This window comes from Agarivorans albus, assembly GCF_019670105.1.
Lineage (GTDB): Bacteria > Pseudomonadota > Gammaproteobacteria > Enterobacterales > Celerinatantimonadaceae > Agarivorans > Agarivorans albus.
This window is the reverse complement of record NZ_AP023032.1, coordinates 2880275-2895440: the sequence shown is the minus strand read 5'-3', so window position 1 is coordinate 2895440 and position 15166 is coordinate 2880275. Positions and strand designations below refer to the sequence as shown.

Here is a 15166-nt window from a genome sequence, read left to right as displayed (position 1 = left end):
AAATGCTAAGAAATATTGATTTTCAAATTAGTGGCGATGATGAAATTCAACAAAAAATAGAAGCCACTGTAACACCAGTCATCAAACGAAAGTTTCAAATTAATCTTAATGCATTAGCGCAATACTCTCCTGAGTTAGCTGAGAAGTTACACCGTCACCCTCCGGCTCAATATTCACCTTTTATTACTCGAAAGAAGCACCTTAATATTGTAAACGTAACTAAAGGTCGCGCTCTTTATGATATTTCTCCTACGATTCAAGTTAACCAGCAATTAGCTGATTTTCAACATAGAGGTTTGTTGGTCGATACAAAGAATCAGTTTGCTGAAATAGAGAGGCGAGATGTTTTTGGCACTATTGAAAACATATACCCCGGTATAAAGACTCAGTATTGTGGAGTTAATGAACAGTCTGATTGTTTGGTCATATTGGGCTGTGGTTTAGGTTTGCATATCGATCGATTGTTGCAAATGAAGGCTTGGAGGCGAGTACTGTTAATCGAGCCCGAATGGGATCTCTTAGCCGACTCCTTATACAGTGCCAATTGGTTGAGAGTTGTTAATTACTTACAAAATCAAGACTGTAAATTGACCTTAATAACAGGGGAAACCGATCAACAGATGTTGCAATCTTTGCAGCAGTGGCAAGAAGAAACAGACCAGTCTAAGTTTTTCTTATTTAAGCACTACAATTACGCTCCTTTTAATGCACTAGAGTTTGGTTTTGCAACACGCAGTTTAAGCTTCTCGAATATTGATAAAATTCGTTGGCCAAATGAAGATGAAGATAGAGGCTTTGAGTGCTGCTTTGAACTTAATCGCTATCTTGGTTGCGATAAATCTGAGCAAGAAATCGACCAGCTGTCTGAAGAGCTAAACTCTCGCAGAGAACGTAACTTGCTTGCCTTCGCTGAGAGAATGCCTGACATCTACTCGCAGTGCTTAACTTATCAACAACAGCGTTGGATTCCCTTTGTAATGCCTAGCGGTGAAGTAAATCTACTGGATACAGACTATGGGGTTTGTTTGTTTAACAATAGCCCCAAAGATGAAAGCCAGCTTTACTTTGACTACTATAGTTCTAACCCTAAGTTAGAGACCTTAGATGCGCGTAAGAGTCTTCGAAAGCCGAGCCCATATATTCATTACAAACGTTCAGATGAACTTAAAGAGTTAGTATCTGCTTTACCACAGGAGTCTAGAACTCAGTTACCCAAGCGTTTGCCTTCTTTCATTATGTACGGCTGCGGGGCAGGGTACCAAATAGAATCTATCATGCTTGGCCATGACGTCGATTATTTCATTTTGTACGAGCCCAATATTGATTACTTTACAGCTTCTTTAATGTTGACCGATTGGAGCGCGATATTAGAAAAAGTTGAAGACAATGAGCAAAACATCTATCTAAATATTGGTGATGATGGCAGTAACATGTTCAACGATTTACATACCCGGCTTCAGCAGCAAGGTATAAATATACTGTCATATACTTTTTTCTATGTGAGCTACTTCCATCGTGTTATGGACGAAGCAATCCGCAGTACCCGAGAGCAATTTAGGGTATTAATGAACATTGGTGAGTACTTTGATCATGCAATGTTTAATATTTCACATACTAACGAAGCATTTAAAAGAAACTGCTATCACTTGAAAAAGCATAAAGGCACTAAGGTGGCAACTGCTCTATCAAATACGCCAGTTTTTATCGTAGGTAATGGACCATCGCTGGATGACAATATTGAGCACTTAAAACAACATCAAGATCATGCAATTATTATTTCTTGTGGTACTTGTTTAAAGACTCTTTACAAGTTGGGTATCAAACCTGATTTTCACGCAGAAGTTGAACAAACAAGAGCAACGGTTGAGTGGATTGAGCAGGTAAATGATCCCGAGTGGGTTAAAGGTATTGACTTGCTTAGTGTTAACGGCGTTCACCCCGACGTTGTTTCAATGTTTAATCAAGCATTTATATGTTTTAAGCGTGGTGAAGCTGCCACCCTGATGTATCAAGATACGATTCAAGGGACTAATGATTTAGAGGATATTCTTTATTCTTATCCTACAGTGTCAAATAGTGCCCTAGCTTACGCCTTAAAGCTTGGCTTTAAGCAAATTTTCATGTTTGGAATTGACTTAGGCTTCAAGGATCCTAGCCAGCATCATAGTAAGCACTCCGCTTACTTTCATGAAAAATCAGGGAAAGAGTTGTACAATTACGCAAAGCATGGAACCGGAATAAGGGCTAAAGGCAACTTTCAAGAATGGGTTAGCACTAAATACGAGTTTCGCTTTGCGCGCGAGGTGATGGAAGAAACCATTGCTGAGTACGCTGATGTGGATGTATTTAATTGTAGTGATGGTGCACATATAGGTGGTACACAAGCGTTATTAAGTGAAAACATTATTCTGAGCGAAAGCATTGATAAAATTGCGTTGAAAACCTTGCTAAAGCAACACGCATACACTTCTGAAACCAATACTTGGTATCAACTATTCTCTGAACAATACCAACAGCAAGAGTTTGTCGATAATTGTGAGCATTTTCTTGGTACTCTAGATGCGCCAACGGAGAGTTGGCAAGATATTCTAAATTTGCTGAACACCCAATTTAGATTTGTACAGCAAAGCTCTGCAAATAAACATTCGCTGTTTTTTGCATTGATGCGAGGAAGCGCTTCATTTTGTTTAACCTATCTTACTCGTTTGGCTTTCTCATCTGAAGATGAAGAGCTTTGTATCGAGCGCTTTAAAGAAGGGAAAGAGATTTGGCGTAAATACATTGAAGATGCGAGAGATTATTATGTCGAGAGCTTTGATTCTTGGGATGTGACTACTCAAAAGGCAACTTGGGAGCGACAAGCGAAAGGTTAAGTGAATAATCCGCCTTGTAAAGGCGGATTATTCAACTTCTGTTCTATTGAACGCTCGTTTGTTCAGCTATTTTCTCAAAATATTCATTTATTGAGTGTTCTTCGGTTCCTACCAGCGAATGGTATATTTTGCTGGGGAAAGCAAAAGTCTTATCGCCATCTACTACAAAAGTTTGCGGTGGCTCATCTTCGGTCTCTTCTTCATAAAGCCAATGCCCATTGTAAGATTGTATGTATACTTCGCCCAGATAAGAACCGAGTAAAAAGGAGTAGGTGAATAGCGCTTTATCATCTAGAGCTTGAATGCTTAACTGAGCAATTATTTTGTCGATATCAGCGATGCTGTTTAAGCTAAAGTCGAGCTCAATCTGATATTCTTCTTTTGCAAAAAGCACGGCATCTTTAGCTGAGTTCTGCATCAACTCGGTAAACTCTTTTGCGTCCATTAGGTGTGTCCTCTTAATTTCTTTATTTAACCTTAACCGAAGCTTAGTGAATTAAAAAGCAAGAATGACGCCACTGTCGAAATGTGTCAAAAAAGTAATGTTTTTGGGTGTGGTTCTTGCTAGTGTCTTAGCAAAGTAACCTTCGTAAGATTTTAACAATGCAAGTAATTAGGATTGCTGGTAAAACCATATCCAGTGAAGATAAGCCTTTTATCATTGCCGAACTTTCGGGTAATCATCAGCAAGATTTTGCAATTGCCAAGGAAATGATTAAACAAGCAGCAGAGGCTGGGGTAGATGCGATAAAATTGCAAAGTTATACCGCTGATAGTATGACTTTAGACACAGATAAAGAAGGTTTCGTTATTAACGAAGGTAGCAATTTATGGCAAGGCCGAAATTTACATTCGTTATACGCAGAGGCTGCTACTCCGTATGAATGGCACGAAGCCCTATTTTCTTATGCAAATTCACTAGGGCTGATTGCTTTTAGTTCCCCTTTTGATAAAGACGCAGTAGATATGTTGGAAGATCTTAATGTGCCTTGTTACAAAATCGCATCTTTTGAGAACAACGATTTACCTTTGATTGAGTGTATAGCGAAAACTGGCAAACCGATTATTCTGTCGACAGGCATGGCTAGCTTAGCGGAGATAGATGAAGCAATGCGTACTATTCGTGCACAGGGCAATCAACAAATTATCTTACTTAAGTGCACTAGTACTTATCCGGCATCGGCTCAAAATACTAACTTAGCCACCATTCCGCACATGCAGCAAAGCTTCGATTGTTTGGTAGGGCTGTCTGATCATACCTTAGGTATAGGAGTGAGTGTTGCCAGTATGGTCATGGGAGCTTGTGTTATTGAAAAACACTTCGTACTTGACCGTAATGCAGGAGGGGTTGATGCCGCCTTTTCACTAGAGCCTGGCGAGCTGAAGAGCTTAGTTACAGAATGTAATAGTGCCAAGCTGGCCTTAGGTGAGGTACGTTACGGTGGAACCGCAGCGGAAGAACAATCGAAGATGTACCGCCGCTCGATATATGTCAGCTGTGATATCAAAGCCGGTGATATATTAACGTCGCAAAACCTAAAGATTGTTAGACCTGGTTTAGGGATGCCACCTAAATACTGGGAAGTGGTGCAGGGGCGCAAAGCCATAAAAGATTTAGATAAAGGTACTCCGCTTAGCTGGGAGTTATTTTCCTAAATGGAATTGTGGATTAGGCTTGATGCCAACCCATCTATTGGCTTTGGTCATTTGGTAAGAATGTCTGCCTTGGCTAGTGCTGCCACAGCAAGAGGCTGGAAAGTGAAGCTGTTCACCACTAGCCGTATAACCATTAACTTACCAACAAGCGTAGAGCTCAACTATGTCGATAGTGAACAGCAACTGCTTAATCAATCGTTAATAAATAAGCCAGAGTGGTTGTTTATCGACGGCTACCATTTTACACAACAACAATGTGAGATATTTAATCGTGTTGCAGATCAGCTTGCTCATATTGATGATTTACAACAAGCCTATCAACTAGATAGTCAGCTGTTGGTTAGTCCTAACGGAGAAGCTTTTAAAGCGTTTTATTGTGAAACCTTCCCACGCGCAGAGTTACTTCTAGGTTTGCCCTACGTTTTACTTCGTTCAGAATTTGAACAAGGCTTTTTAAACTATTCCGAGCGAAAAATTGCGTTAGTTAGTTTTGGTGGGGCAGACGTAGCCAACCTAAGTTGGGATGCCGTTGAAGCGCTCATCAGTGCAGGCTTTACCGATATTCACTTAGTTGTGACCGATGCGATGAATATCAATCTTAATAACACCAATCTTGCTAAGGTTACGCTACATCGCAACCTTAGCGCCAAAGAAATGGCGAATTTAATGGGGAGAGCTAAGATTGCTATGGGAGCCGCTGGCTCAACTATGTTTGAACTCGCTAGCCAAGGCGTACCTTCAGTATTTGCGATTGTGGCCGATAACCAAGTTACAGCCGCCTGCGAGCTTGAAGCTTCTGGCTGGTGTCTTGCCTTTGATATTCGCGTGGGCTCAGCAAAGCAACAACTTAGTGATAAGCTCGATTGTTTGTTGGCTAGTGATTTATCACAAATGCATAATTTTGCAAAACAAACTGTGGATGTATACGGCCCTAAGCGAATTATCACTGCGATGGAAAGGATCAGTCGAAGCAATCGTGATATTAGGCAAGTTTAGCGGCAAAAGGTGATTCAGATTTTGTGTGGCTGTTCCTATATGGCCAACAAAAAAAGTATTATACAAACAACCGTAATCATGGAACCCTTTTTTTGAGCAAGCATTATCCCCGTTCTACATTTAGTCCTATAGAATCTAGCCAATTGGAGTTGGTACTTGGCTGGCGCAATCAAGATCGCGTTCGTAATATGATGAGAAATAGTGAGCTTATCTCATTTGAAAATCATCAAGCTTGGTTTGCCGGTTTATCTGAAAAGAAAAACTGCGACTATTTTATTTTTTATCAAGATAATCGACCTATTGGGGTGCTTAATTTTGATATCGCCGGGCCCGGATTACTTGAGTGGGGCTGTTATCTTGGTGAAACAGATGTTTGGCCTGGCTCTGGTTTGTTGTTAGAGGTAGCTGCCCTAGACTACAGCGCCAACTACCAGAAACAATTTGTAGACCAGTTGAAAGCTGAAGTATTGTCGACCAATCTCTCAGTGTTAAAACTCCGAAAAGTATTTGAGTACCAGCTTAACGCTAGCACTAATATAGAGGGTATCAAAACCGAGAGTAGCTGCTTGCTTCATGATTTTAGGTATCCGGTTTCAAGGTGGCAGGCGCAGCGTGAGAGAGTGTTAGCTAAATTGCCAAAACAGATTACCGAAGCTGCAAAGTATATTAGTTTTACTTTATAAGGAATAATTTTGAATTTAGAACAACGTATTCGCGGGTGTTTCGAGAGTGCAGCTCAACTTTGTGGCTGTACCTTAATTGAAAATATTGATAATCAAACTGTGTTATTAGAAAGCGGTTTAGATTCATTGGGTTTTGCATTGTTAGTTGCTCAATTAGAAGAAGAGCTAGGTCTTGACCCATTTAGTGAAATGGAAATGGCGGTTTACCCTCGCACTTTTGGTGAATTTCTATCTATTTATCAGCAAAGCGCCAATAAATAATGTACAAAAACCTTGAACAAGTAGTGACTGAATTTGCTGATCGCATCGCTCTTGGTTTTGATGGAAATGTCAGTTTTCGTAGCTTAATTAACGCGGCGCAGGAATTAAGAAGAGTTCGCCCTGCACGCGATAAAACTGTGGTTAGTTTTGAGAATATTCACCAGTTTGTCACCGAGTTGCTGGCTTTTGATGGTCACGTTGCACATCTGCTGCTGTTACCAGATGGGGTAAATGCTGAGGAAGCGTTACGCAGGATTGATGCAGATAAGCAAAGCGATAACTCGCAGGAAACTAAGTGGTGGTTTGCCAGCTCTGGCACAACTGGGATACCGAGCTGGAATGCACATACTTTGCAACAGTTAAGTAGGGCAGTTGTTACCGGAGAGGTGCAAAATGACCTATGTTGGGGGCTACTTTATCAAGCGACTCGATTTGCTGGTATTCAAGTTGTGTTGCAGAGCCTGTTAAGCGGTGCAAAACTGGTTGATGCCGTTAATGCAAATCCGCAAACATCGTTAGACATTATGCTTACTAACGGTGTGGATGCCATTTCTGCAACTCCATCAATTTATCGGCGCTTTATGATGGCTGAAGGTATTGATTCCTTACATCCAAAGTTTGTTAGCCTTGGCGGGGAAATTGCGGAACAAAGTTTGTTAGACCAAATAACGGGTCTATTCCCCAAAGCCAAAGTCTCTCATATTTTTGCAGCTTCTGAGTTGGGGGTGGGTTTTGCGGTTTCTGACGGACAAGCTGGGTTTCCTCTAACTTGGCTTAATAACGCTAAGCGATTTCCAATGTTAAGCATTGATAGTGATGATTGTTTATTGCTAAAAGTTAACGCCGAACACGAGTATGTTAATACCGGTGATAAAGTGGCTGTCAAAGAGGGTAGAGTCTATTTTCAAGGGCGCAGCAGCGGCTTGATAAATGTTGGTGGTAACAAAGTTTATCCCGAATATATCGAAGACGTATTACATCAAAGCCCTCTGGTGCTTCATGCAAGGGTTTACCCCAAGTCAAATCCAATTATGGGGCAATTGGTTGCTGCAGATATTGTGTGCACAGAGAAAGATCCCAAACTAGCTCAACAGCACATACTTGAACACTGTAATCGGAGCTTACAACGCTATCAAATACCGATGTTTTTCAGGTGGCTAGACAGCATTGATATAGCATTGACAGGTAAAGTAAAACGAAATGAATAATAGTAAATTAGTAGTGGTAAGTGGCGCTAGTCAAGGCCTTGGTTTGGCTATTTGTGAGTCTTTACTGAAGCAAGGCTACAAGGTGCTTGGCTTATCACGTAAACATAGTGATGGGTTCATCGAGCTAGCTAATCTCTACTCTCAACAGCTAGACTGGCTACAGTGCGATTTAGCTGACTTAGCGAATATCCCACAATTATGCCGGGATATCGTTAAACAATTTGGCCGCCCTTACGCTCTTGTTAACAATGCCGCTGTTGGCCATGACGGTATATTGGCGACAATGCACGATAGCGAAATTGACCAAGTAATGCGCCTTAACGTTCAGTCACCAATATTGATGACCAAATACTTGACCAGGCCAATGCTGTTAAATCAGGAGGGAAGGATTATTAATATTTCGTCTATTATAGCCAATACTGGGTTTAATGGACTTAGTGTTTATGCCGCTTCTAAAGCTGCCTTGCAAGGCTTTACTGGTTCACTGGCTAGAGAGTTAGGCAAAGCGAATATAACCGTCAATAGCGTTGCACCAGGCTTTCTAGAAACCCAGATGACAGAAAAACTAGAAGGGGACAAGCTAGATAAAATACGTCGTCGAACTCCATTGAAAAGCCTCGCTAGCCCACAGCAAGCTGCTTCTGCAGTGTGTTATTTATTGAGTTCGGAGGCCAGTGCAATTACTGGCACTACCATTACTGTTGATGCTGGTAGCACCGCCTAGCAAACAGCGAGTGTTGGTGTCACGAAATCTGTTACCCATAACTGTTGGGTTTACAGTTTGTCTTCATAAATGATGATAGTGATGTTTGGGCTAAGTTTTTTAGCAATAGATTTCATTTTTAATCGAGACGCGAAAGACAAAATAACAAAATTATCTTCTCCTTGCTGTATAGCTTGGCTTGGAGTAATGAGCGGGTAACCACGGTGTGTTTGTTGCGTTTCTGCCCACGAATCCATAATGCATCGGATATTAAAGCTATAATTGGTGGCCTCTTGCAGAAATAAGTCCGTCATTATATCTGTGCCCCAAAGGCAGATGTCCTTAATGCCTTTATGATTGAGCTGTTCAATAATGTTGGTGATAACCATTGGGTTTAAATCTCGATGGTCTGGGCGAAAAAAGCTTGCAACTTTATTGTCGATAATCGCTGTAGAATTTAGTTTAGCAGGGAGTACAAAGTTCTCGGTTTTGTCCCAAAGCTTAACTTCATACTTGTCGTTGATGCTGCTATGCACTCCTGAACCATCGTTACCGGTATTTTGAACCAATGAACGTTTAGGATGCACACTGTACATATTTTTAACGAATTGTAGATAGCAGGCTCGGGTATCAACGCCGTCAAGGTGGCCTAAAGCTTCCGCTCGAAAACGATTAAACAGATCTTCACCAAATTGCTCATTTAAGCGCTTTGTCTGTTCTTTTGAATTTTTAATTTTCTCAAAATCATCTAAGCTAATGGCTTTTATTTGTTCATACTTTCCACTCCAGAAACCGACTCCCCAGCCAGAAAAACGTTTAAGCAGTAGAGCGTCAACATGGTGGCTATCAGTATCTAGTTCTGGAATATACCCACTTACACTTAATATATCAGGTGAGTCTTGATAGAGATCCAGTGTTTGATTCATGAATGTAATAAAGCCTGGCGCAGTGAAGATATCATCCTCTATAAAAATAACCCTACCGTATTGCTTTAATAGTTGGGCTATTCCTTGTCGATTGTTTTGTACTCTACCGTTGGTTTTTCGTTCAATAATGGTGACTGATTTAAAGCCTTTGATAGTTGTAAGGTAAGAACGAACTTTTGCAATTGCTTCTTCATCGCCAGGCTTCGCTGCATCCGAAAAAATATATAAAGGAGTGTCGACTGCATGATTGTTGTTTTGCAGTGCTTGAATAGTTGCTTTTAGATGGTTTAAGCGACTATACGTTGAGACCATGATAGGAGCTAAATTTTTCATTTATCACTCTTTATATTTTTGCATGCTAGGATTTATAAAATTTAGTGTAACTAGCTTAAAATGATGGTTCAATTATTGCTGTGTTTTTTCTTTATATTTAATTTTTGTGTCTCTTAAAAAGGAGCTTTTGATGAAAATTGGGATCATGCAACCCTATTTTCTTCCTTATCTTGGTTACTTTCAGTTAATGGCTCATGTGGATATATGGGTGATTTTCGATCAAGTTCAATTTATTGATAAAGGGTGGGTAAACCGAAATCGTATTTTACATCCAGATGAGAGTAAGCAGTGGCAGTTTATTACTGTTCCGCTGAGTAAACGTGGTCAATTTGATTATATTAATACTTTATCTATACATAATGACGCAAAATGGAAAAAACAGATTAGAGGCAAATTTGATTACTGGCGTAAAAAAGCGCCATATTTCAAGGCTTCTATGGAGCTATTAGACGAGTGCCTGGCATTGGAAACAGATTCTCTAGGCGACTTACTTGCTCACAGCCTTGCAACAACCAATCAATATCTTGGAATATCAACCCCTTTAGTGGTGCAATCTAAAGAAAATATGCCAATTGATAGTGTAGAGCATGCGGGGCAATGGGCTTTGGAAATTGCAAAGCATTATGGCGCAGATGAGTATATTAACCCTTGTGGCGGTGCTGTTATTTTCAAGCAACAGGAGTTTGATGAACACAATATTCAGTTGAAATTTCTGCGGCCGGAACTCAAAGCTTATAGCCAAAGGAGAAATCAATTTGTTCCTGGCTTGTCCATCATCGATGTACTGATGTGGAATTCAATTGAAGAGGTTCAAAGAATGCTGAGTGATGATTTTAGAATCTGCTCGCAAAATGAGGTATTAAGTGAATGATTTCAGTGCAAACTAACCCGTCTAAACAGGTGTCGAATAACACCAGACTGGCATTCACCAATTCAGCCAGAACAGCATGGGGGCGTATTTTAGCTGAGGTGTGTAGGACAAATAAAAATGTGTTGCTACCTGCTTACATCGGGATAACTGACAGAGAAGGTTCCGGCATTTTTGACCCGATTGAGTCTTTAGACTTGGCTTATGATTTTTACTCTCTAAATCAACGGCTAGAAATTGATTATTGCAGTTTAGAGTTACAAATGAAATCAGGTAAGTTTAGAGTAATGTTACTCGTACATTATTTTGGTATTGAGCAATCAAATACTAAGCGTGTAAAACAGCTGTGTGATACTTACAGCATTATTTTAATTGAAGATTGTGCCCATGTGGCGGGATTGATTGATACCAATGTGACTCTCGGTGGATATGGTGACTACGCATTTTACAGTCTGCACAAATCATTAGCTGTTCCCACCGGTGGGATGCTACGGTGTAACAATTCAGAATTGCCTTTACCAGCAATCCCTAGTGCCGAAATGTGTGAACCTGTAGTTGTGTCAGAGCTGCTATTTACAGATATGGAAAAAGTAAGGTCAACACGAAAAAAACACTATCAGCGTTATTTAGAACAATTGAAAGGGGTTGAAGGTTTAACTGTAATGTACGAACAAATCGAGAACATTACTCCGCACTCATTTCCACTCGTTATTCACGGTGGTTTACGGGAGAAACTTTACTTTTCGTTATTCGATCTAAATGTACCCACAATAGCGCTTTATTACAGGTTGATTTCAAACATTGACCCGGATGTATACGCGGACTCTTATAGCGTTTCTCGGAGTATTCTTAACTTACCTTTACATCAAGATCTTGACGATGAACAGATTGATTACATTTGTACTAGTGTGAAACAGAAACTAAGGGAGTTGCGTGTATGAAGAATATTGGCGGCTTCTTTGAGTTAGAAATAGCCAACAAAGGGTATTTGCAGGATTCTTCATTTTACGCTCTGTCGACCGGCCGAGCCTGTTTAATGGTTTTACTAAAAGCAATCAACCCTAAGTTAGTGTACGTTCCGTTTTATACCTGCGATGCCACCCTGGAACCCTTTAGGCTGCTGGGAATAAATATCAGATACTATGAGTTAAATGGTGACCTGACACCTAAGGTTCAGCCAGATTTATTAGACGGCGAGTACTTTTTATGGACCAACTACTTCGGACTTAAGAGTGATATATCTAAAAGAATAATCAACACCTACGGACAGGAGAAAGTCATTCTAGACGATACTCATAATTTTTTCGGGTTTGAAAATTTAGGCTGCTGGTCGTTTACTTCGGTTCGTAAATATTTTGGGGTAGGAGACGGGGCTTTGTTGTATGCGCCTAAACCGATAGACGTATCTGTTTATCCGCAATTTGAATCATCGACTCAACATTGTGCGTTGCGTTTGGCTGGCCATCAACAAGAAGCATTCGCAGCTTATCAAACATATGAAGCGAGTTTAGATTGCAGTATAGGCCGTATGTCTAGCGAGACAGAAAAACTAATGCAGAATGTCGATTTGTTTTGGGCGATGAAACAAAGGTTAAAGAATTTTTCCATTTTGCATAAAGGATTGGAACGCTACAATACTTTGGCTATTGAATCATCCTCGTCTCCTTATTGTTATCCTTTATTACCTCAAAATGGCATTGAGCTATCTTTGCTTCATGAAAACGGAATTTTTGTTCCTAGGCTATGGGCTGATGTATTGAAGAGAAAAGAGCGTGGATTTTTGTTAGAAAAAGAATGGTCACAGCATCTAATTGCTTTGCCTATTGATCATCGCTATAGCGTTGAGGATATGCAATCTATGGTGGATGTATTGTCTGCAATTCTCGATCAAGTGGAGAACTAGTGTGTCTTCGGAAAAATGGACAGCGTTCTGGAAAGAACACGGGCAAGTATCAAAATCATCGTCGATGCAAGAGCAGGTTTTGAGAACTTACAACAAGCAAGCAGTATCTGAGACGGTGTGGAGCAACACTCTGCAATACATCACTGATCATTTAGAACTTCAAAGAGATGATGTCGTACTTGACTTGTGCTGTGGAAATGGGCTTATTTCTCAATATATAGCCCCTGAGTGTTCTAAGGTTGTTAGTGTCGATGTTACCCCTGAGTTTGTGGACAGTTTGTCTAAGCTGGACTTACCTAATGTGGAAACTGTATGCGCTAACGTGTCGCAGTTGGAGTTCCCGAAGGGAAGCTTTTCAATCATCATTATCTATGCAGGAATACAATATTTCTCGCTAGCTGAAGTGGTTAGTTTGTTTAAAAAGTTTGCGTATTGGCTTAAGCCAGGTGGCCGTTTGTTTATTGGGGATATCCCTGATATCTCCAAAACATGGAATTTTTATAACTCTCCTGAACGTGAAGCTTTTTATTTTGAAAGTTGTGAAAATAATAATGATGTTGTGGGGACATGGTTTGATAAGCAATGGTTGCTAAAGCTAAGTGAATACGCGGGCTTTAGTCATACATTTGCCATTGAACAGCCCATGGAACAGATATATTCGCATTTTAGGTTTGATTTTAAAGCGACTAAAAAATGACAGTAGATAAAGTAGTTTATATTGCCGGAGTGGCACGAAGTGGTACTAGTTGGCTTGGGCAGGTATTTAATAGTTCACCAGAGGTTACTTTTAGGTTTCAGCCTCTTTTTGCTTATGAGTTTAAAAATGTAATAAATGAAGATTCAAATGCTGAAGAGTTTGAGCTGTTATTTGAAAATATGTTTGCAAATGACTCTTCTTTTCTTACACAAATAGATAAAGTGGCGTCAGGTAGATACCCTCAGTTCGAAAAATCTGATTCGTCTTCTGTTTTGGTGTTTAAAGAAAATCGATATCAAACGGTGATTGAACCGATGCTAAGAAAGGTGCCTTATGTGCATGGTGTTGGTTTGGTGAGACACCCTTGTGCAGTATTAAGTTCTTGGATGAAAAATGAAAAGGAGTTTCCTAAGGGAGCTGAGATTTTAAAGGAGTGGCGTTTTGGCAATTGTAAAAATCAAGGAAGTGAAGATTTTTTTGGGTATTACAAATGGAAAGAAGTCACTAATATGTATTTAGATTTGGCAGACAAGTACCCAACAAGGTTTCTAGTGCAGCACTATGAAGACCTGTTAGATGATACCTGCGCGAAAATGAAAAATTTGTTTAAATTTGTAGGGTTAAATTGGCATGAGAGTACAGAGCAGTTTGTTGTGTCCAGCGGAGAAAGTCATTCTGATGACTATTATTCGGTATACAAAAACCAACAAGTATTAGCTAGCCAGCCTTGGCGAGAAGAGCTAGACGAGTTCATCATAGATGAGGTTTATGCTGATCTTAAAGGAACAAGGCTAGAGCGTTTTCTTTATTAGGCTTGCCTTTATTCCAACCTTCGCTGGAAAGATGATTTGGTTTGCCGGCTAGCGCTTAACGCTTAGCGTTGGTTTACCATTGTGCTTATAAGGCTAAAGAACTAACGCTAGGTGAGGCGAGAGCCGCTTTAAGTATCAGTGCTATTTCATGGGTATCTGCGACCGACATGTTCCCGTGTAAGGGTAAGCAATACGCTTGGTTTGATATTGCTCTGGCTTTGGGGACAGAACTTGGCTCACAGCCTGGTTGCAGCGGGTGAAAATAGCGGCGACCAAAAATATTTTGCTCTTGCAACGCTTTATCAATGCTAAGCAGCGTCGCTTCATCGGAAAATTGAATGGGTAAATAGGCATAATTGGGTGACTTTATCAGCCTTATTTTTCCTGATGCCTCAACGTCCGCTAATTGTTGTTTGTACTCTTCCGTCAAGTGTTTTCTGATTTCAATTTGTTTATTAATCGTTTCTAAATTGGCTAATCCAAATGCTGCCTCAAATTCGTTCATTTTTGCATTTGTACCATTTTCGCTTGGAAGTCCTACTCTAAATCCAAAGTTAATTAGTGATTTAGCTTTTTTGTAATCATCTTCACTTTTAAGAATTAGCGCACCGCCTTCGATAGTATTGAATATTTTAGTGGCATGAAAGCTCAGTGCGGTGGCATCTCCGCTCGTTAGAGCTAGCCTTTGGTGCAAACTAGGCGGGGAGAAACTCTGCGCGCCATCGAAAATAAGTTTTAGCTTGTGTGTTTTTGCTAACGATTCAAATTCTTGGTTATGTGCAGTTCTTCCATATACATTAACCGGGAGTATGGCTTGAGTTCTTTTAGTTATTTTCTTTGCTACTGCTTTAGGTGAAAGGCAGAGGCTTTTTTTATCAATATCTGCAAAAATGGGTTCCGCTCCTACCCATTTGATTGCTTGGCCGGTTGCAGCGAAGGTGAATGGAGTAGTGATGACTTCTTGGTCGATATCATACAACTTAAGCGCCAGTTGAAGAGCAGAAGTTCCATTTGCGGTTAGAACTAAATAAGGTACATCTAAAAAATCTGTTAGTTCTTTTTCTAAGCGTTGAACAAGTTGCCCATTATTTGTAATCCACTTTGCATCATATATCTGGTCAATGTAGTGGTCGAGCAGCTTGCGGTCGGGTAAGCAGGGACATTGAACAAGAAGCGGCTCGTTTCTGTTTCGTATCGTCATTCTTGATCCCTACTCGTTAGATTGTCTATTTATCGGTCTGCCAGCA

At 40.3% G+C, this 15166-nt stretch carries 15 protein-coding genes; 12 read left to right on the top strand and 3 right to left on the bottom strand.

The features are described 5' to 3' along the window. Positions 1 to 2 precede the first annotated feature (2 nt). Positions 3 to 2873 (top strand): motility associated factor glycosyltransferase family protein, encoded by a 2871-nt coding sequence (locus tag K5620_RS13000; RefSeq protein WP_016402461.1) that lies wholly within the window; start codon positions 3 to 5, stop codon positions 2871 to 2873. Positions 2874 to 2916: 43 nt separating this feature from the next. Here K5620_RS13000 and K5620_RS12995 read toward each other — a convergent pair whose 3' ends face one another. After that, positions 2917 to 3318, bottom strand: a complete 402-nt coding sequence (locus K5620_RS12995) for a hypothetical protein (protein WP_016402460.1) — start codon at positions 3316 to 3318, stop codon at positions 2917 to 2919. 158 nt (positions 3319 to 3476) lie between these two features. Here K5620_RS12995 and pseI point away from each other — a divergent pair, with 158 nt between their 5' ends. From pseI to K5620_RS12965, 6 genes are all read left to right on the top strand, one after another. Next, entirely contained in the window at positions 3477 to 4529 is a 1053-nt protein-coding gene (pseI, locus tag K5620_RS12990) for a pseudaminic acid synthase (protein ID WP_016402459.1), read from the top strand. Beyond that, the gene (locus tag K5620_RS12985; RefSeq protein ID WP_016402458.1) at positions 4530 to 5525 is read left to right on the top strand and encodes an N-acetylneuraminate cytidylyltransferase; all 996 of its coding nucleotides are present in this window, start codon (positions 4530 to 4532) and stop codon (positions 5523 to 5525) included. It begins immediately after the preceding gene. 92 nt (positions 5526 to 5617) lie between these two features. Beyond that, positions 5618 to 6208, top strand: a complete 591-nt coding sequence (pseH, locus tag K5620_RS12980; protein WP_040307350.1) for a UDP-4-amino-4,6-dideoxy-N-acetyl-beta-L-altrosamine N-acetyltransferase — start codon at positions 5618 to 5620, stop codon at positions 6206 to 6208. A 9-nt stretch (positions 6209 to 6217) separates the two neighbouring features. Beyond that, positions 6218 to 6469, top strand: a complete 252-nt coding sequence (locus tag K5620_RS12975; RefSeq protein WP_016402456.1) for an acyl carrier protein — start codon at positions 6218 to 6220, stop codon at positions 6467 to 6469. Then, positions 6469 to 7677 carry an AMP-binding protein gene (locus tag K5620_RS12970; RefSeq protein ID WP_016402455.1) on the top strand — a complete coding sequence of 403 codons (1209 nt, stop codon included), beginning with the start codon at positions 6469 to 6471 and terminating at the stop codon, positions 7675 to 7677. Before K5620_RS12975 ends, K5620_RS12970 begins: the two co-directional genes overlap by 1 nt. Then, positions 7670 to 8401, top strand: a complete 732-nt coding sequence (locus K5620_RS12965; RefSeq protein WP_016402454.1) for an SDR family NAD(P)-dependent oxidoreductase — start codon at positions 7670 to 7672, stop codon at positions 8399 to 8401. The genes K5620_RS12970 and K5620_RS12965 overlap by 8 nt, the downstream gene beginning before the upstream one ends. A gap of 50 nt (positions 8402 to 8451) precedes the next feature. Here K5620_RS12965 and K5620_RS12960 read toward each other — a convergent pair whose 3' ends face one another. Beyond that, a complete protein-coding gene (locus tag K5620_RS12960) occupies positions 8452 to 9639 on the bottom strand; it encodes a glycosyltransferase family protein (RefSeq protein ID WP_016402453.1) in 1188 nt (395 codons plus the stop codon). Between the two features lie 130 nt (positions 9640 to 9769). Between K5620_RS12960 and K5620_RS12955 the strand changes: the two genes are divergently transcribed. From K5620_RS12955 to K5620_RS12935, 5 genes are read left to right on the top strand one after another with little or no spacing between them, the layout of a single operon-like run. Next, complete coding sequence (locus K5620_RS12955) at positions 9770 to 10510, top strand: WbqC family protein (protein ID WP_016402452.1); 741 nt, start codon at positions 9770 to 9772, stop codon at positions 10508 to 10510. Further along, positions 10507 to 11448, top strand: a complete 942-nt coding sequence (locus K5620_RS12950; RefSeq protein ID WP_016402451.1) for a DegT/DnrJ/EryC1/StrS family aminotransferase — start codon at positions 10507 to 10509, stop codon at positions 11446 to 11448. The genes K5620_RS12955 and K5620_RS12950 overlap by 4 nt, the downstream gene beginning before the upstream one ends. After that, a complete protein-coding gene (locus K5620_RS12945; RefSeq protein WP_016402450.1) occupies positions 11445 to 12410 on the top strand; it encodes a hypothetical protein in 966 nt (321 codons plus the stop codon). The genes K5620_RS12950 and K5620_RS12945 overlap by 4 nt, the downstream gene beginning before the upstream one ends. 1 nt (position 12411) lies before the next feature. Then, entirely contained in the window at positions 12412 to 13107 is a 696-nt protein-coding gene (locus K5620_RS12940; protein ID WP_016402449.1) for a class I SAM-dependent methyltransferase, read from the top strand. Beyond that, positions 13104 to 13919, top strand: coding sequence for a sulfotransferase (locus K5620_RS12935; RefSeq protein WP_016402448.1), 816 nt, complete (start codon positions 13104 to 13106; stop codon positions 13917 to 13919). Before K5620_RS12940 ends, K5620_RS12935 begins: the two co-directional genes overlap by 4 nt. Positions 13920 to 14004: 85 nt before the next feature. On the opposite strand, the gene K5620_RS12930 is transcribed toward K5620_RS12935, so the two are convergent. Further along, positions 14005 to 15120, bottom strand: coding sequence for a DegT/DnrJ/EryC1/StrS family aminotransferase (locus tag K5620_RS12930; protein WP_016402447.1), 1116 nt, complete (start codon positions 15118 to 15120; stop codon positions 14005 to 14007). Between the last annotated feature and the right edge of the window lie 46 nt (positions 15121 to 15166).